The organism is Streptomyces sp. NPDC050619, from assembly GCF_040654815.1.
Lineage (GTDB): Bacteria > Actinomycetota > Actinomycetes > Streptomycetales > Streptomycetaceae > Streptomyces.
On record NZ_JBFAIR010000014.1, the window covers coordinates 109,514 to 127,144 of the forward strand.

14 protein-coding genes and 2 pseudogenes are annotated in these 17,631 nt (G+C 71.6%); 6 read left to right on the top strand and 10 right to left on the bottom strand.

Going from position 1 to position 17,631, the window contains the following annotated elements:
- The first annotated feature begins 5 nt into the window (after positions 1-5).
- A complete protein-coding gene (locus tag AB0I77_RS23550; protein WP_363284624.1) occupies positions 6-1,040 on the top strand; it encodes a lactonase family protein in 1,035 nt (344 codons plus the stop codon).
- Between the two features lie 156 nt (positions 1,041-1,196).
- Here AB0I77_RS23550 and AB0I77_RS23555 read toward each other — a convergent pair whose 3' ends face one another.
- From AB0I77_RS23555 to AB0I77_RS23570, 4 genes are all read right to left on the bottom strand, one after another.
- On the bottom strand, positions 1,197-2,120 hold the full coding sequence (locus AB0I77_RS23555; RefSeq protein ID WP_363284625.1) for a hypothetical protein: 924 nt from the start codon (positions 2,118-2,120) through the stop codon (positions 1,197-1,199).
- Positions 2,121-2,323: 203 nt separating this feature from the next.
- Positions 2,324-3,304: a BadF/BadG/BcrA/BcrD ATPase family protein gene (locus tag AB0I77_RS23560; protein ID WP_363284626.1), complete on the bottom strand. Its 981-nt coding sequence runs from the start codon at positions 3,302-3,304 to the stop codon at positions 2,324-2,326.
- Complete coding sequence (locus AB0I77_RS23565) at positions 3,301-3,978, bottom strand: uracil-DNA glycosylase (RefSeq protein WP_363284627.1); 678 nt, start codon at positions 3,976-3,978, stop codon at positions 3,301-3,303. The genes AB0I77_RS23560 and AB0I77_RS23565 overlap by 4 nt, the downstream gene beginning before the upstream one ends.
- Positions 3,979-4,249: 271 nt before the next feature.
- Positions 4,250-5,335: an exo-alpha-sialidase gene (locus tag AB0I77_RS23570; protein WP_363284628.1), complete on the bottom strand. Its 1,086-nt coding sequence runs from the start codon at positions 5,333-5,335 to the stop codon at positions 4,250-4,252.
- A 271-nt stretch (positions 5,336-5,606) separates the two neighbouring features.
- On the opposite strand from AB0I77_RS23570, the gene AB0I77_RS23575 reads away from it, so the two are divergent.
- A complete protein-coding gene (locus AB0I77_RS23575; protein ID WP_363284629.1) occupies positions 5,607-6,191 on the top strand; it encodes a hypothetical protein in 585 nt (194 codons plus the stop codon).
- Positions 6,192-6,253: 62 nt separating this feature from the next.
- Here the strand turns inward: AB0I77_RS23575 and AB0I77_RS23580 are convergent, their stop codons facing one another.
- Entirely contained in the window at positions 6,254-8,413 is a 2,160-nt protein-coding gene (locus AB0I77_RS23580) for a HEAT repeat domain-containing protein (protein ID WP_363284630.1), read from the bottom strand.
- A 126-nt stretch (positions 8,414-8,539) separates the two neighbouring features.
- Positions 8,540-10,195 (bottom strand): acyl-CoA dehydrogenase family protein, encoded by a 1,656-nt coding sequence (locus tag AB0I77_RS23585; protein ID WP_363284631.1) that lies wholly within the window; start codon positions 10,193-10,195, stop codon positions 8,540-8,542.
- 73 nt (positions 10,196-10,268) lie between these two features.
- On the opposite strand from AB0I77_RS23585, the gene AB0I77_RS23590 reads away from it, so the two are divergent.
- Positions 10,269-11,027, top strand: coding sequence for a PaaX family transcriptional regulator C-terminal domain-containing protein (locus AB0I77_RS23590; RefSeq protein ID WP_363284632.1), 759 nt, complete (start codon positions 10,269-10,271; stop codon positions 11,025-11,027).
- A gap of 66 nt (positions 11,028-11,093) precedes the next feature.
- Here AB0I77_RS23590 and AB0I77_RS23595 read toward each other — a convergent pair whose 3' ends face one another.
- Positions 11,094-11,876, bottom strand: coding sequence for a pectate lyase (locus AB0I77_RS23595; RefSeq protein WP_363284633.1), 783 nt, complete (start codon positions 11,874-11,876; stop codon positions 11,094-11,096).
- 32 nt (positions 11,877-11,908) lie between these two features.
- Positions 11,909-12,886 (bottom strand): polysaccharide lyase family 1 protein, encoded by a 978-nt coding sequence (locus AB0I77_RS23600; protein ID WP_363284634.1) that lies wholly within the window; start codon positions 12,884-12,886, stop codon positions 11,909-11,911.
- Between the two features lie 310 nt (positions 12,887-13,196).
- On the opposite strand from AB0I77_RS23600, the gene AB0I77_RS23605 reads away from it, so the two are divergent.
- Positions 13,197-14,279: a non-reducing end alpha-L-arabinofuranosidase family hydrolase gene (locus AB0I77_RS23605; RefSeq protein WP_363284635.1), complete on the top strand. Its 1,083-nt coding sequence runs from the start codon at positions 13,197-13,199 to the stop codon at positions 14,277-14,279.
- 62 nt (positions 14,280-14,341) lie between these two features.
- A complete protein-coding gene (locus AB0I77_RS23610; protein WP_363284740.1) occupies positions 14,342-15,655 on the top strand; it encodes a PHB depolymerase family esterase in 1,314 nt (437 codons plus the stop codon).
- A 120-nt stretch (positions 15,656-15,775) separates the two neighbouring features.
- Here AB0I77_RS23610 and AB0I77_RS23615 read toward each other — a convergent pair.
- A pseudogene (locus AB0I77_RS23615) lies at positions 15,776-15,916 on the bottom strand (NADH:flavin oxidoreductase/NADH oxidase); the annotation flags it as partial.
- On the opposite strand from AB0I77_RS23615, the pseudogene AB0I77_RS23620 reads away from it, so the two are divergent.
- Positions 15,908-16,245 (top strand): annotated as a pseudogene (locus AB0I77_RS23620) (helix-turn-helix transcriptional regulator). The pseudogenes AB0I77_RS23615 and AB0I77_RS23620 overlap by 9 nt on opposite strands.
- Here AB0I77_RS23620 and AB0I77_RS23625 read toward each other — a convergent pair.
- Positions 16,168-17,553: a nucleobase:cation symporter-2 family protein gene (locus AB0I77_RS23625; protein WP_363284636.1), complete on the bottom strand. Its 1,386-nt coding sequence runs from the start codon at positions 17,551-17,553 to the stop codon at positions 16,168-16,170. The pseudogene AB0I77_RS23620 and the gene AB0I77_RS23625 sit on opposite strands and share 78 nt — an antisense overlap.
- Positions 17,554-17,631 lie beyond the last annotated feature (78 nt).

The following is a 17,631-nucleotide window of genomic DNA, read 5'->3' on the forward strand; positions in this document are numbered from 1 at the left end:
CCGCGGTGGCAGACGGCGGCAGGCGACGACGGCGGGCCTTCATCGGGTCCTTCACAGCGGCCGGAGGTCCCGGGATCGTGACGGCGGCCGTGGACGGGACCAGCGGCGCGCTGACCCTCCTGAGCAGCCTGGACGGCCTGCCCGACCCGTCGTACCTGGCTCTGGCGGCCGACGGCGGCACGCTCTACGCGGTCAGCGAGACGGCCGACGGCGCCGTGGCCGCATTCCATGTCACCGGCGACAAGCCCGAGCCGGCCGGCCCGCCGGTGCCGGTCGGCGGCAGCGGCCCCACCCACCTCAGCGTCCACGCGGGCCACGTCCTGACCGCCAACTACGGCTCCGGCAGCGTCACCGCCGTACCCGTCCGCCCCGACGGCAGCCTCGCGGACGCCCCGTCCGGAGTGCTGCGGCACACCGGTTCGGGCCCGCACACGCCCCGCCAGCAGAGTCCCCACGCACACCAGGTGCAGCCCGACCCGAGCGGCCGCTGGGCCGTGAGCGTCGACCTCGGTACGGATTCGGTGCGGGCGTGCACACTGACCGCAGGCGGCCTCTCCCTCCACCGGGAGAGCGCCCTGCGGCCCGGCTCCGGACCGCGCCACCTCGCCTTCCAGCCGGACGGCTCGTACGCGTACGTGGTCAACGAACTCACCCCCACCGTCACCGTCTGCCGCTGGGACGCCGCGGACGGCGCGCTGAAGCCGCTGACGGAGGCACCGGTGCTGTCCGGCGCCCCGGCCGGCGACGCCTACCCCTCGGGCATCGCCGTCTCACCGGACGGGCGCTTCGTGTGGACCGCCACCCGTGGCGAGGACGTCCTGTCCGCGTTCGCCGTCGAGGGGGAGGGCCTGCGGCTGCTCGGCACGGTGCCCTGCGGCGGCCACTGGCCGCGCGCGCTCACCGCCGCGGGCGGATTCCTGTACGTCGCCAACGAGCGCTCCGGCGACGTGTCCTGGTTCGCCGTCGATCCGCACACGGGCCTGCCCCGGTACGGCGGCTTGGTCGAGGTACCTGCCGCGTCCTGCGTGATCCTGGACTGACGGCTGACGGCTGACGGCTGACGGCTGACGGCTGACGGCTGACGGCTGAGGGCTGACGACTGACGGCTGAGGACCGGGAGCCCCCGCCGGACATGGCGAAGGGCCCGCTTCCGTGCATGAAGCGCGCCCTTTCGCCGTACGTCCGTGCCGCGCGGGTCAGCGCACGGGCGCGCCCTGCGGCTGCTGCGGGGCGATGCCCAGCGCCGTCGTGTACTTGGCCAGGGCGAGCTTGCCGATGGCCGGGTAGGGGCCGAGCGCCTCGGCGGCGGAGCAGCCCGCCTCCTTGGTCGCCTCCTCGATCAGCGACGGGTCGATCTCCGGCCCTATCAGATACGGCGCCAGCGCCAGCTGCTGCGAGCCCGAGGAGCGGAGCTGTTCGGCGACGGACGCGATCGAGCCCTCCTGGTCCAGGGCCGCCGCCATCACCGGCACGGCCAGGCGCGCGGCGAGCAGCATGCCGGTGATGCCGGCCGCCTGTACGGCGTCCTCGCCCCCCACTGAGGCCAGGATGATGCCGTCCGCGGCGGTCGCCACGGTGAACAGGCGGGCGCGGTCGGCACGGGCCAGTCCGGCCTCCGACAGGCGCACGTGCAGCGCCTCGGCGAGCAGCGGATGGGGCCCCAGCGCATCGGTCAGGTCCGCGGCGATCCGGCTGTCCATCACGGCCTGGCGGATCCGGCGCAGCAGCGCGTTGTCCGGGCCGGCCAGCAGCGGCACGACGACGGCGACCGGACCGTCGGGCTCCCTGACGTCCACCCCGGCGGCCTTGGCCTGCTCGTAGCGGGCGTGACGCTCCTCGGCGGCGCGGACAAGCACCGCCTGAAGGGTGGGGAACTCCGCGTCGTCCCCGTCGAGGTACCCGATCCGGGCGTCGAGGCCGGGGAGCTCGGAGCGGGCGATGCTCACGACCTCGTCGGCGAGAGCGCGCGTGGCGGTCCCCGGCGTGCCCGGCACCGTGAGGACAAGCGCGGGCGCGCCCTCGGGGGCCGCCAGGGGCTCGGGTCGGCGGTGCCGACCGGGCTGGCGGGGTCGCGGCATTCGTACTGGCAGGCCGGACGCGGGCCCAGTGGGGGAGCTCATGGCGACGCATGTTACTGGCTTCCTGGGCTCCCCTGTTCGGGGAGGGTGCAGGTGAGCGGTATCCGTCCGGTTTTGTCTGATGAGTTCTGATGAGTTACGTACGTATTGGAAGTGATCAGCGGTTTTTCCGGCCAGGTAAGTGATGCGTAAGCACGCCATGTGCCGCGAAGGGGGTCGTGTCGGACACGTGCCGTGCGCCGGGATCAACCACCTTTCGTGGTCACGACGTACAGCATTTTCTCGTCACCCGGCAGAGTGAGCGACCCGACGGCCAGATCGGTCGCGAGGCGGACCGAGCCGTGCAACGGATCGCCCTCGGCCGCCACTCGCCGCGCATGCGGCAGCCGCTTGGCCAACTCCTCCTCCAGCGGTACGGCGAGAGGGTCACCGAGGTGGAACAGGCCGCCGGTGAGCGCGATTAGGGGTTCGCCGGTCGACGGGCAGACGGCGGCCGCGGAGTCGGCCATGTGCCGGGCCGCGGAGCGCAGGATGCCCGCGGCGACGGCGTCGTCGGCCGCGCAGTCGGCCACCCGGGGAGCGAAGGACGCGAGGACGGCTGGACGGTCCGAGCGCGGATACAGCCGGCCCGGCAGCTCCCGCACCGGGCCGAACAGCTCCTCGGCGCAGGCCAGCAGCCGCGCGGAGCCGCCCTCCCGCCCGTCATGGGCACGCAGGGCCGCTTCCAGCCCGGCCCGCCCGATCCAGGCACCGCCGCCGCAGTCGCCGAGCAGATGCCCCCAGCCGTCCGCGCGGCGCCAGCGCGTCAGATCCGTGCCGATCGCGATCAGACCCGTACCGGCGACGACGGCCGCACCGGGCCGTGCCCCCAGGGCGCCCACGTAGGCGGTGACGGCGTCGGCGGCGAGCGCGACCGTACGGACGCCGCACTCACGGGCCAGGGCCGCCGGGAGTTCGGCGCGCAGCGCCTCGCCCAGCGTGGCCAGACCGGCGGCACCGACGACGGCCGTGCCCAGCTCCGTGACACCCGTCTCGGCGACCAATGAGTGGACCAGGGGCGCCAGTTGCTCCATGAAGTGCTCCGGGTCGATGCCCCGGGGACCCGTGCGCACCGGTTCCCGGGACTCCCGCCGGGCCGACGGCCCGCCCCCCGTGGCGCCGCCGACGACGCGGAGGCCGGAGCCGCCGGAGTCGACGGCGAGGAATCCGCCCCCGGCACCGGTCACGGCAGGCGCCAGTCCACCGGTTGTCCGCCCTGCCCGATCAGCAGGTCATTGGCCCGGCTGAAGGGGCGGGAGCCGAAGAAGCCGCGGTCGGCCGACATCGGGGAGGGGTGCGAGGACTCCACCGACGGCAGGCTGCCGAGGAGCGGGCGGAGGTTGCGGGCATCCCGGCCCCACAGGATCGACACCAGAGGCTTGCCGCGCGCCGCGAGGGCGCGTATCGCCTGCTCGGTGACCTCCTCCCAGCCCTTCCCGCGGTGCGCCCCCGGGCTGCGCGGCGCCGTGGTGAGCGCCCTGTTGAGCAGCAGCACGCCCTGCTGGGTCCAAGGCGTCAGATCACCGTTGGACGGCTGCGGCATCCCCAGGTCGGTGGTGAGCTCGCGGAAGATGTTGATCAGGCTGCCGGGCAGCGGACGCACCTCGGCCGCGACCGAGAACGACAACCCCACCGCGTGTCCCGGCGTCGGGTAGGGATCCTGTCCGACGATGAGGACCCGCACCTCGTCGAAGGGCTGTTGGAAGGCCCGCAGGACATGCGGGCCGGCCGGGAGGTAGGTGCGTCCCGCGGCGATCTCCGCGCGCAGGAAGTCGCCCATCTCGGCGATCCGTCCGGCGACGGGTTCGAGGGCCTTCGCCCAGCCCGGTTCGACGATTTCATGCAACGGTCGTGGAGCCACGGGCGTCACCCTACTGCCGTACGGGCGGCGGAGATCAACCCGTGGCCAAGGCCGGTCGCTTAGACCGACCGGCAATTGGAGGGCGGCGTCGCGGGGTCTGGCACGCGCATCTGCCGCGTTGTCGTCGGTCCCGATGGCTCCGCCATCACTCCCTCCTCCGCCTTGCAGCTGCACGCTCCCCCACGCTCGGCTTCGCTCGCGCGGGGGGACCCCCATCGCCCCCGCTCCTTCTCCCACCCTCCAATTGCCGGTCGGTCTAAGCCGGTCCGGATCATCCGACCACCGCGGCCCGCACACACAGCACATCCGGCAGATGCGAGGCCAACTGCCGCCAGCTGTCGCCGTCGTCGGCCGACGCGAACACCTCGCCGTTGCGGTTGCCGAAGTACACGCCCGCCGGATCGGCGTCGTCCGTGCGCAGCGCGTCCCGCAGCACCGTGCCGTAGTGGTCCTCCTGGGGCAAGCCGGCCGTGAGCGGCTCCCAGGTCTTGCCCGCGTCCCCCGTGCGGAAGACCCGGCATCTGTGCTCGGCGGGCACCCGGTCCGCGTCGGCGTTGATCGGGAACACGTACGCCGTGTCGCCGTGGCGGGGATGCGCGGCCACCGCGAAGCCGAAGGTGGAGGGGAGGCCCTCGCCGATGTCCGTCCAGTGCGCGCCCGCGTCGTCGCTGCGGTACATGCCCCAGTGGTTCTGAAGGTACAGCCGGTCCGGGGTCGCCGCGTCCTGCGCGATCTTGTGCACGCACTGGCCGAACTCCGGGTTCGGGTCCGGCAGGAACACGGCGGAGACACCGGAGTTGGACGGCTCCCAGCTGGCGCCGCCGTCCTTGGTACGGAACACCCCGGCCGTCGAGACGGCCACCGTCACCGTGCGCGGATCCCGCTTGTCGGTGAGCACGGTGTGCAGGCCCTCGCCGCCACCGCCCGGCACCCACTGGGAGCGCGTGGGGTGCTCCCACAGGGGACGGACGAGCGAGAAGCTCTCCCCGCGGTCCTCGGAGCGATACAGAGCGGCCGGTTCGGTGCCCGCGTACACCACGTCCGGCTCGGCGGCCGCCGGGTGCAGCTGCCAGACCCGCTCCAGCGAAGCCTCCGTGTCCTGCGGGAACTTGACGGCCGGCTGCGCCGGTTCGGTCCACGTGCGGCCCAGGTCGTCGGAGTGGAACACGGACGGTCCCCAGTGCGCGCTGTCGCCGCCGGCCAGCAGCCGTGGACGGTCCCCGCGGGTGTCGATGGCGACCGAGTACACGGCCTGCGCGTTGAAGTAGGGGCTCTCGTCGAACTCCCAGACGCCACCGCGCCTGCGCCCGATGAACAGGCCTTTGCGTGTGCCAACGGCGAGCAGTACTTCGGTCATGCCGATCACCTTCCGCGACGTCTCTGTCTCAGACACTCGCCAGTCTGCACCCCACCACTGACAGTCACCCCCGGAGAGGGCGTCGCCGCAGGTCAGGGCGGTGATGGCAGCGGGCGGGAGGGCTGTGGCGCGCTGGCGTGAAGACGCCCCCGCACGAGCGGGAAACGCGTGGGACCGGCGAGCCGGGAAACCCGCCGTGAGCAACCAGGACACGTCTCCCGTATGGGAGGGAGGTCCGGCATGTTCGTGCGCTCATGAGGAGGATGCCTCGATGGCCTTCCGTGGTCCGAGGGTGTGGCTGTGGCGCTGGCGGCGCAATCCGCTCAAGCGGCGCGCCGACGCGGTGGAGGCCTGGGTGGTGCTCGGCACCTGGCTGCTCGCCGTTCTTGCCGGAGTACTCGCCGGAGTGGCGGTGGCCCGGTCCGTCGAGCACGGACTGGCCCGGGAGCGCGTCGAGTGGCGCCCCGTCATGGCACACCTCACCGAACAGGCGCCCGGTAGGTCCGTCCGGGGCTCCGGTACGGCGAGCGGCGATCGGGTGTGGGCCGAGGTCCGCTGGACCGTGGCGGACGGATCCGCCCACACGGGCCAGGCCCGGGTCGAGCCCGGCAGCGTCTTCGGCACCCCGGTCACCGTGTGGGCGGACTCCGAGGGCCGACTGGTGACGAAGCCCGCCACCGCCGCCCAGGCGCAGCTGCGGGCCGGCTTGATCGGCGGTCTGCTCGGAGTGGGCGCGGCGGCCGTCCCCTTCGCCGGCGGCCGTACGCTGTGCCGCCGTCTGGAGCGCCGCCGCATGGAGTGGTGGGACGCCGAGTGGGCCCGCTTCGGGCCGCTGTGGGGGCGCACGACCGGCTGACGTGGGGGCCTGTGCCCGTCCGTGTCCGCCTGCCCTGTCGCGGGCGCGCGGACAGGGTTGTCCTACCCACTCCTCAGCGCCTCGCGGCACGTCCTCAGCAGCTGCTCGTCCTGCGGGATGTCGTGACCGCTGTATCTCCGGTATCCCCCGTGCCCCGCCAAGTGGCGCCGCCGTGCGCGCAGTTCCGTCTCCAGCAGGTCCCGCAGGGGCGCGGCGGCCCGACCCATCTCGGCCAGGCACCTGGCGACCGTGCCACGCGTGTGCGGGTTCTGCGTCCAGGCCGCGCGCAGTGCCGGAAGAACGGGCTCGGCTTCCCCGTCGATCCGCCACACGGCGCACGCGGCCGTCGCCCGCTCCGACACGTCACCGGACCGCGTGATGCGCCGAAGTGCCGCCGACGCGGGACCGGCCGCCGGACCCATCCGCGACAGGGCGTCCGCCGCAGGCCGGCGACGGCGGGGCTCCTCGCCCGCAAGCTCCCGCAGCAGGACGGGCAGCACGACGGACGCGTCCCCCTCCACTTCCCACAGGGCCCGCGCCGCCACGCTCGCGTACTCCGTGTCCAGCAGTCCCCGCAGCACCGGTATCGCATCCCGAGCGGCGGGCCCGAACGTGCCCAGCGCCCGGACCACGTACCCGACGTGCGCATCGCCCGGCCGCAGACCTGCGGGAGTCCCGCGCACCAACCGCATCACCTCCGGCACGGCCTCCCTGTCGCGCAGGGCGACGAGCGCCGACAACAGCGGTACGGCACGGGCCGGAGTCTCGGGCGAACCCAGAGGTATCGCACCGAGCCTGCGCCGTATCGCGGGCGCGAGCGGGGCTGCGTACGGGCTCAGGTGGCCGATCACCTGCCCCAGATCACCGGGCACCTTCGGCCCGGCCAGCACCTCGGCGAGCACCGGCACCGCCCGTGGATCCCCGCTTCTGGCCAGCGCCTTGAGCGGACCGCCGAGCGCGGGCTCCACCCGATTCCATCGCCGCACCCACAGGTCGGGACGGAAGGCCACCAGCGCGGCGAGCTGGTCTGCGGCAGGAGCGGCCAGCTCGAAGAGATCCACGAGGACGCACACCGCCGCACTGTGCAACCTGTCCTCCTCCGCGGCCAGTTGGGCACCGATCAGCGTGACAGTCCCTGCGTGGTCGGCACGCCACTCGCGCAGCAGCCCCGCGGACATCCATACGCCGTTGCACCGGTCGGTCGGATCGGGGCTGGTCAACTGCCCACGCAGGAGGGCGATCCGGTCGTCCACCCGGTCGTCGAGCGCGGCGTGGAGGGTCCGCAGCAGCAGTGCGCCCTCCTCGTCCGAGGGTCGCGGGCGCCGCATCCGGCCGATGAGCATGTGCGTGCCGTGGCCCGCGGCATCGTCCCGCCCGGCGGGCAGCAGCGCGGACCGCTCCCTGAGCAACCGGACCGCGACGGGCACCAGGTCGGCCGGGAGACGGTCGGGAGCACACCCCGCGAGCTGACCGAGCGCGGCCAGCCGCAGCCCGGCCTCGTACGGCGACGCGCTCTGCGCCACCAGCAGGTCCAGCGCCGGGGCCGCGTGCGTGGGGTGCCGTCGGACGAACAGGCCGAGGCTCTCGGTGAGGGCGAGCAGGACCTGGTCGTCCCGCTCCACGGTGATCCGCTCCCGCAACAGGCCCAGGACCCGCGCCGGTTCGTCGAGGAACCGCACGAGGGCGCCCGCCGCCGCCCGGCGCACCGAAGCGTCCGCGTCCCCGATCATCCGCACGAAGCCCTCGGCGCCCGCGCGGACGACGGAACGGGCCATCGCGTAGGTGCCGTCGGTGCCGTGCACCCGGCCCGGGCTAGCCTGGTTTTCCGGTTCCAGTCCTTGGCTCGCCCGGTTCCCCAGCTCCAGCCCCTCGCTCGCCAGCCCCTCGCTCGCCAGTTCCTCCCCCTCCAGGCCCCCGCGCCCCTGATCCGCTCTAGCCCGGTCCTCGCCCTCCCAGCCGATGCTGACCAGCAACTCCACTATCCCGCCCCGGTCCCGCACCCCCTCGCTCTCCGCGAGCGCGAACAGAAACGGAACGCAGGCGAGCGTCGAGTCGTACACGTCCCCCTGCTGGTGCACGGCGCCGTACAGCCCGTCGAGCGCGCCCTCCCGCTCGGCCGGGTCCGCGGAGGCGAGGCCCCGCAGTAATCCGGGCACGTCCTCCGCGCTGCCGTACGCATGCCGCAGCGTGGCCCAGTCGACCTCGTCGATCCCCGTGAACACGTTGTCCTCCTCAGGCGAAGTCCCAACTGATCGTGAGTCTGCACCACGGCACTGACAACGAAGCGGAATCGAGAGGTGACTGTGTGCGAACCGGCCGAAGAGGCACCCGCCCCTCCAGGCCGCAGATCAGACCCCGTCGGGCAGCGCCCGCGCCAGGATCGCGTCCAGGTCGGCGGCATCGGGAAGCGTGCCGAAGGCATGCCCCCAGTCGCCGCCGAGCCGGGTCGCGCAGAACGCGTCGGCGACCGCGGGCGGGGCATGCCGGACCAGGAGGGATGCCTGGAGGGCCAGCGCCATCAGCTCCACCAGCCGCCGCGCACCGGTCTCGGACACCTGAGCCAACTGCCCCTCGATGCGCGTCACAGCGGCGTCGAGGCGGGCGTCCGCCCCCTGCGCCAGGGCGAGTTCGTCGAAGAAGGCCCGAGCGGTACCGGGCTCTCGCCGCAACGCCCGCATCACATCGAGCGCGTTGACGTTCCCCGAGCCCTCCCAGATCGACAGCAGGGGAGCCTCGCGATAGTGGCGGGGCATGCCGGACTCCTCGACGTAGCCGTTGCCGCCCAGGCACTCCAACGCCTCCGCGGTGAAGGCCGGGCCCCGCTTGGTCACCCAGTACTTGCCCACGGCGGTCGCGATCCGGCGGAACGCCGCCTCACCGGCGTCCCCGCGCACCGCCCGGTCGGCCGCGCCGGCCAGCCGCAGGCTGAGCGTCGTCGCCGCCTCGGACTCCAGCGCGAGATCCGCCAGTACGTTGCGCATCAGCGGCTGGTCGACCAGCCGTGCCCCGAACGCGCTGCGGTGGCGCACATGGTGCCCGGCCTCGACGAGCGTCTTGCGCATCAATGTCGACGACATCATCACGCAGTCCAGCCGGGTGCAGTTGACCATCTCGATGATCGTCTTGACGCCCTGCCCCTCGGGACCGACCCGCCAGGCGACGGTCCCGTCGAACTCGGGCTCGGAGGAGGCGTTGGACCGGTTGCCCAGCTTGTCCTTCAGCCGCTGGATGCGGAAGGTGTTGCGGCTGCCGTCGGGCAGCACCCGCGGGACCAGAAAGCAGGTCAGACCGTCGAGGGCCTGCGCCAGGACCAGGAACAGGTCGCACATCGGCGCCGACGTGAACCACTTGTGCCCGCGCAGGGTGTACAGGCCGGGCTCGGCGGTGGGCGTGGCCGTCGTGGTGTTCGTCCGGACGTCCGAGCCGCCCTGCTTCTCGGTCATCCCCATGCCCGCCAGCAGACCGCGCTTCTCGGTCGGCACCCTGAGTTCCGGGTCGTACTCGCGGCCGGTCAGCAGGGGTTCGTAGATCTTCGCCAGCTCCGGCTGCCTGCGCAGCGCCGGGACGGCCGCGTACGTCATCGAGGTCGGACAGCCGTGACCGGCGTCCGTGTGCCCCCACACCAGTCCGCCCGCGGTACGGGCGACATGGACGCCCGCCCGGTCCTCGGCCCAGGGCGCGCCTGCCAGTCCCTCGGCGACCGCGACCCGCATCAGGTGGTGCCAGCTGGGATGGAAGTCGACCTCGTCGACGCGGTTGCCGTACCGGTTGTGCGTGCGCAGCTCGGGCTCGTGGCGATCGGCCAGCTCGCCCCACTCCTGGGCCTCGGCGCTGCCGGCCCGCAGCCCGAGCCGCCGGATGCCCTCCTCGGCCCACCCGGCGCCCTCCCGGCGCAGCCCCTCGAGAAGGGCCGTGTCCTCGGACGCGTCGTACGGGGCCAGGGGAGGGGGCTGGTTGGTGACGTCGTGCGTGCTGTGCTGCTCGAGCTCGCGTGTGGAGACCATACGGCGAGTGTTGCACTATTGCTGCGATCGCAGCAATAGTGCAACACGCATCCGCCCCGTACAGTGCGTGTCCATGCGGATGAACGTGACAGCCCGGCCCGGCGAGGTCGATCCGCGTCCGCTGTCCGCGCGGTCGGTCGTCCTGAGCCTGCTGCTGGGCGTGCATCCCCCCGAGCTGGCGGCGAAGGACCTCGTGCGCGCCGTGGAGCCGTTCGGCGTCGGCGGGTCCACCCTGCGGGCGGCGCTCAGCCGGATGACGGCCGCGGGTGACCTGCGGCGCACGGACGGCGGCTACCGGCTGAGCGACCGGCTGCTGGAACGCCAGCTCCGCCAGGACGAGGCCGCCCGGCCGCACACGCGCGCGTGGGACGGCGACTGGGAGATGGTCGTGATCACCGCGACGGGCCGCGGCCCCGCCGAACGCGCCGATCTGCGCGCCCGGTTGGCCGCCCTCCGGCTCGCTGAACTCCGCGAGGGCGTCTGGCTCCGGCCCGCCAATCTGCGCCGCCCGCTGCCGGCCGACCTCGACGAGGTGGCCCAGCACTACACGGCCCGGCCCGAGGGACCAGCGCGCGAACTGGCGGCGACTCTGTGGCAGCTCGATGCCTGGGCCACCATGGCCCGGTCGCTGCTGGCCCACGTCGCCCGCGCGGACCGGCCCGCGGACCGTCTCACCGCCTTCGCGGCCGTCGTACGCCATCTGCTCGCCGACCCCGTCCTGCCGCCCGAACTCCTGCCCGCCGACTGGCCGGGCGCGCGGCTGCGTGCCGCATACGCGGACTACCAGCGGGAGATCACCGCGGCGGAGTGGGCGCGCGGACACCGGGCATGACACGGCGGCCGTACGAAGCGCCGTGCGGGGACGCTTCGGACGGCCGCCTCACCTACCGTGGGGGGTTTACCTGTAGGTGATGTCCGAGTTGCTGTACAGGCAGTTCGTGCTGTCGGGGCCCGTCCCGACGGCGGTGGTGTTGTTGTACTTCTGGCAGGGGACGACCTTGCGGCTGGAGTCGTTCAGGATCGTGATGCCGCGCAGGGTCGCCACGTCGTTGCGGTTGACGTTGATGCCGACGAGCCGTGCGGTGGAACCGGTCCCGGTCACCTCGATGTTGCTGAGGTTCACCTTGCGCGTGTACTGCGTGGAGCAGTCCCCGCAGGAGCGGTACAGCGTCTTGAACTCGCTGACGGCGAAGTTGGAGATGTTCACGGTGCCGGGCCCGTTGTGCTGGAAGACCTTGTCCGCCGCCTTCTTGGCGCCACCGCCGGTCACGGTGTAGGTGGAGCCGCCGCGGAAGGTCGCGGCGTCCTCGCCGACGTCCTCCCACCACACGTTCTGGAGGGTGCAGTTGCCCTCGCAGTGGATGCCGTCGGCGCCGGGCGCGCCGATGATGACGTTCTTCAGCGTCGCGCCGGCCGCGAGCTTGAAGATCGGGTCCTGGCCCTCCTCCTGGCCGTCGCCGGCCAGGTCGCCGCTGCCGTAGTACCGCACCATGCCGCCGTCCCGGACGCCGGACACGTTGATGGTCGAGCTCACTCCCTGGCTGCTGGAGGGCGTCGGCCAGGTCGCTGCGCTCGCCGTGGGGGCGTTGAATGTCATGATCATGACACTCGACAGTCCGAATGCGGCTAATGAGCCGGTGAGCGCGCGCTTGCGGGTGCGTGGTCGTGTTGCAGAAGTCATGTCCCGATTCCTTCTGTGGTGATGTGGGGGTGTCAGAGCTTCCCGGTGCCCGCGCCGCTCGTCACCGAGGCGACGACCGACGAGGCGGGCTCCGCGGTGTAGCTGTAGGGCGGGGTGGTGAAGGTGCCGACCCGCGAGACCTCGGTGGCGGCTCCACCGAGGTCGTTGCCGCGCAGGTTGGCGTATCCGTCGACGTCGCTGCTGCGGTTCGTGGTGACCGCGACCTTCGTCGAGCGGAAGACGTTGTTCTCGACCAGCATCTGGGCGCCCATGCGGGAGTGCACGGCGGTCTCGGCACCGACGACGTAGTTGTCGTAGAAGTGCCCGGTGCCGAAGCGCAGGCTGGGGATGCGCGAGTACACGTTGCTGAAGCTGTTGTGGTGGTACGTCACCTTCAGGTGCCCGGTGTCCTGGCTCGCGTTGTTGTCGCTGTGGCCGACGAGCGAGCCCTTGAAGTGGTCCTTGAAGGTGTTCCAGGACACCGTGACGTTGTCGGAGCCGTGGTTGATGTCCAGCAGACCGTCGTAGTAGTCCTTGTCGTGATCGCGGTCGGCCGAGAAGGAGTTGTGGTCGATCCACACCTTCGTCGACGCCTCGACGGTCACGCCGTCGGCCGGTGCGAGCGGCTTGCTGATGTTCAGATTGCGGAGCACGACGTTCGTGACCTTCTTCAGCCGCAGGCCGCCCCCGGTGAACCCGGCCGACGAACCGACGCCTAACACCGTGGTGTTGGAGCCGATGTCGACCTGACCGCTCAGCGAGATCAGGCCGTTGACCTTGACGACCTTCGCCGCGTTGCCGGTGACGGCGGTCTTGAAGGCGGCCAGCGACGAGACGGTGACCGCGGTGGCGCTGCCGCCGCCCGTCGTCCCGGCGCCGAATCCGATCGGCGAGGTCTCGGCGGCCCCGGCCGACTGCGGGGAGGCCAGGACCGCCACCGTCGCGAGAGCGACGGCTCCGGCTCCCAGTGCCGATCTTTGTGCCTGTGTACGTGGGGGGCGAGTACGCATGCGGGTGCGTCCCTTCGGGGGTGCCTGATGGATCATGTACGTGAATGTCGTACGCCATATTGAACGCCGCGCGTGTGCAATGTGACCGTTTGGGCCTTAGCGCGTGGGGGTCGGTCACACTGCTGAACGGAACGTAGGGGGTAAGCGCTTTCTAGTCAACGCTTCGCGCAGAAGACATTCGGCCGACCCAGGTAGGTCGAGCGGGCGAATTCTTTCGGACCGTGGGAGCGCTTCCATGGAAGCCATGTGCATGCCACGATGCTCGCCGGATGCTTCTTTCCCGAGAGGCCGGTGGATGACGACTCCCCGTATGCGTACGTTCATCAGCGGGCTCGTGCTCGCGTTACTGGCCGTCGGAATGTCGGCCCTGTCGCCCGGCCCGGCGGCCGCCGGTGACTCCGAGGCAGGCCGGCCGGACCCGCTGCCCGACTCCTTCACCTGGTCCTCGACCGGTCCGCTGATCGCTCCGAAGCCGGACGCCGCTCACCCGATCGTCTCGGTGAAGGACCCGACGGTGTTCCGGTACAAGAACCGCTGGCACGTCTACGCGACGACCGCCGACACCGCCGGTGCGTGGAGCCTGGCGTACACCAGCTTCAAGGACTGGTCCCAGGCGTCGACCGCACCGCAGACCTTCCTGGACGCCAACCCGAACATCGGCAACCGGTACGCCGCCGCGCCCCACGTGTTCTACTTCGCGCCCCAGAAGCTCTGGTACATGGTCTACCAGACAGGTCCGCCGTCCTACTCCACCACCACCGACCCCTCCAAACCGGAGAGTTGGAGCGCCCCGCGCTACTTCTTCGACAGCGAGCCCCCGGTCGTCACGGAGAACAAGGGCAACGGGTTCTGGCTGGACTTCTGGACGATCTGCGACAAGACCGACTGCTATCTGTTCTTCTCCGACGACAACGGTCACCAGTACCGCTCCCGGACCACCCTCGCGGAGTTCCCGAACGGCTTCCGCGACACCGAGATCGTGCTGTCCGAGCCCAACCGGTTCGACCTGTTCGAGGCGAGCAACGTGTACCGCCTCGGCAAGAGCGGCAAGTACCTCATGCTCGTGGAGGCGCTGGCCACCAAGTCGGACTGGCGGCGCTACTTCCGGGCCTGGACGGCCGACAGCCTGGGCGGCGCGTGGAAGCCGCTGGCCGAGACCGAGGCCAACGCGTTCATCCGCTCCAACAACGTCACCTTCGCGGCGGGCCGGCCGGCCTGGACCCAGGACTTCAGCCACGGCGAGCTGCTCCGCGACGGCGTCGACCAGACCCTGACGATCGACCCCTGCCGCCTGCGCTACCTCTACCAGGGCATGGATCCGGCCGCGAGCGGCGACTACTCCCAACTCCCCTGGAAACTCGGCCTGTTGACCCAGACGAACGCCTCCTGCTGACCGAAACCTCCGCACCACGTCCCCCAGAGCCGCGACCAGAAAGGGACCAGGACGTGTCCACCATCCCCCGCAACACCGCGAGAAGACCGCTGCGTTCGGTGCTCGTGGCGCTCCTCGGAGCGCTGGTGCCGTTGCTCGCGGCCACCGTCCTCACCGCACCGGCGGCCTCGGCCCGCCCCCAGCAAGCCGCCGCTCCCACCGCGACGCTCACCGAGGTCACGAACTTCGGCACCAACCCCAGCAACCTCCAGATGTACCTGTACGTGCCGGACAGCGTCACCGCGAACCCGGCGGTCGTGGTGGCCGTGCACTACTGCACCGGTTCCGGACCGGCCATGTACTCCGGCACCGAATGGGCCTCACTGGCCGACCGCTACGGGTTCGTCGTGGTCTACCCGTCGGTCACCCGGGCCAGCAAGTGCTTCGACGTCTCCTCGCCCCAGGCGCTGAAGCGGGACGGCGGCAGCGATCCGGTGGGCATCAAGTCGATGGTCGACTGGGTCACCCGCACCTACTCCGCCGACACGAGCAAGATCTTCGCCACCGGCATCTCCTCCGGCGCGATGATGACGAACGTCCTGCTGGGCGACTACCCCGATGTGTTCGCGGCGGGTGCCGCCTTCTCCGGCGTGCCGTTCGGCTGCTTCGCCACCACCGACGGCTCCGAGTGGAACAGCGCGTGCTCGGGCGGCACGGTGACCCACAGCCCGCAGGAGTGGGGCGACCTGGTCCGCTCCGCCTACCCCGGCTACACCGGCCCCCGGCCGCGCATGCAGGTGTGGCACGGCACCGAGGACGACGTCCTGCGCTACCCCAACTTCGGGGAGGAGATCAAGCAGTGGACGAACGTCCTGGGTGTCAGCCAGACCCCGGCCGCCACCGACTCGCCCGTCTCCGGCTGGACCCGCACCCGCTACGGCGCCACCGGTGACCGGGCCCCCGTCGAGGCGATCAGCCTCCAGGGCATCGGCCACAACCTCTACAGCTACGGCATGGCGTCCCGCGCGCTCACCTTCTTCGGCCTGGACAGCTCGGGGCCCGCGCCCCAACCCCAGCCGGGCGCCTGCAAGGTGACCGCGAGCACCAACGCGTGGAACACCGGCCTGACCGCCTCCGTGACCCTGACCAACACCGGTACGACGTCGGTCAGCGGCTGGCAACTCGGCTTCAGCCTCCCCGCCGGCCAGACGATCACCAACGGCTGGGGCGCCACGTACACACCGGCATCGGGCACGGTGACGGCCACGAACGCCACGTACAACGGCACGCTCGCCCCGAACACGAGCGTGACCATCGGCTATCAGGCGAGCCATACGGGGAACAGCGTGGCGCCGGGCACCTTCACGCTCAACGGGAAGGTCTGCAACGTGAGTTGACGTCTCCGTTACATGTGCGGCTGAGGCCCCGCCCTCAGACCGACCGGTGGTACTGGTCCGGAACGTGCACCTCCGCGCCGAGTTCCCGGGCCGTATGCCGGGCCCAGGAACTCGTTGCGCGTCCGGTCCGAGCGGCGCACCGCCCGTCCAGGGCGGGTCGGTCGATGACTTCCGGCCCTCGGGACTGACGGCGCTCGCCTCGACGATGATCAGGCCCGTGCCGCCGGCCGCGCATGCAGCGTAGTACGCGAAGTGCCACTCAGCCGTGACCTTCCGCATCCGGCGCGGGAGGAGATCCGGCTGGAATCCGTGCCGCACGCGCTCTGCGACCCCACGCGGCTGCGGATCGCGCGAGGGCTCGCCGCCCACGGCGGCGAGCTCTCCTGTTCGCACTTCCGTCTGCCCGTCACCAAGTCCACGACCACGCACCACTTCCGGGTGCTGCGCGAGGCCGGGGTGACCCGGCAGATCCAGCGGGGCACGGCCAGGCTAACGGCCTGCGCAGGGATGTCCTAGACGACCTCTTCCCGGGACTTCTCGACTGTCTGCTCGCCGCCGCCGGCCGGCAGGCCGTCCGCCTCGGCGGCTGAACCGCCCTTGCCCGGCAGATGGTTGAAGAGCAGGTTCAGCACGATCGCCGTCAGGCAGCCGGCGCTGATGCCGCTGTTCATGACCGTCTGGAACCAGTCCGGGAACTTCTCGTAGATCGTCGGCACGCCCACCGGCAGCATGCCCATGGCCACCGAAACGGCCACCACGGTCAGGTTGTTGTTGCCCCTGAAGTCGACCTGGGCCAAGGTCTTCAGGCCGCTCGCCGCGACCGTCCCGAACATCACCAGGCCCGCACCGCCCAGGACCGGCGCCGGAATGGCCGCCACCACCGCGCCCAGCTTGGGCAGCAGGCCGAGCAGGACGAGGATGCCGCCCGCCGTGGCGACGACCCAGCGGCTGCGGACGTGCGTCATGCCGACGAGGCCGACGTTCTGCGCGTACGCCGTGTACGGGAAGGTGTTGAAGACCCCGCCGAGCACGGTCGACAGGCCGTCGGCGCGCAGGCCGTCCGAGAGCGAGCGCGGCTCGACCTTCCGCCCGGTCAGCTCGCCGACCGCGATGAAGTCACCGGTCGTCTCGGTCATGGACACCAGCGCCACCACCAGCATCGAGATGATCGCCGACGCCTCGAAGGTGGGCGCACCGAAGTGGAACGGCGTGCTGATCCCGACCCAGTCGGCGTCCCCGACCCCGCCGAAGTCCGTGAACCCGAAGGGGACGGCCACCGCGAGGCCCACCGCGATGCCGATCAGCACCGCGATCCGGCTCAGGAACGCCGGCGCGAACCGCTGCACACCCAGGACCACCACGAGCACGAAGGCGGCGAGCGCGACGTTCTTCGGCTCCCCGAAGTCCTTCGCCCCGGCCCCGCCCGCGACCCAGTTGCCCGCGACCGGCAGCAGCGAGACGCCGATGATCAGGATCACGGTGCCGGTCACGAGCGGCGGGAAGAACCGCAGGAGCCTGCCGAAGACCGGCGCGAGCAGCACGATCGCGAGACCCGCGACGATCACCGAGCCGTAGATCGCGGGCAGTCCGCCGCCCGTCGTGCCGATCAGCACCATCGGCGACACGGCCGCGAACGTACAGCCCTGCATGATCGGCAGCCGCACGCCGAAACGCCAGAAGCCGATGCACTGGATGAGCGTGGCGATCCCGCACACCAGCAGGTCCGCGGTGATCAGATACGCCAGGTCGGCGGCCGACAGCTGCATCGCACCGCCGACGACCAGCGGTACGGCCACCGCACCCGCGTACATCGCGAGCACATGCTGCAGACCGAAGGCGGCCAGCTGCCGGACGGGTGGCACCTCGTCGACGGGATGCACGGGTGCGGTCGTTGCCATGGGCACTCCAGAGCGGCGGATGGCTGGGAACATGCGAACAGCACGAGACCGTACGAGTCTTGAACAGTTTGTTGATTT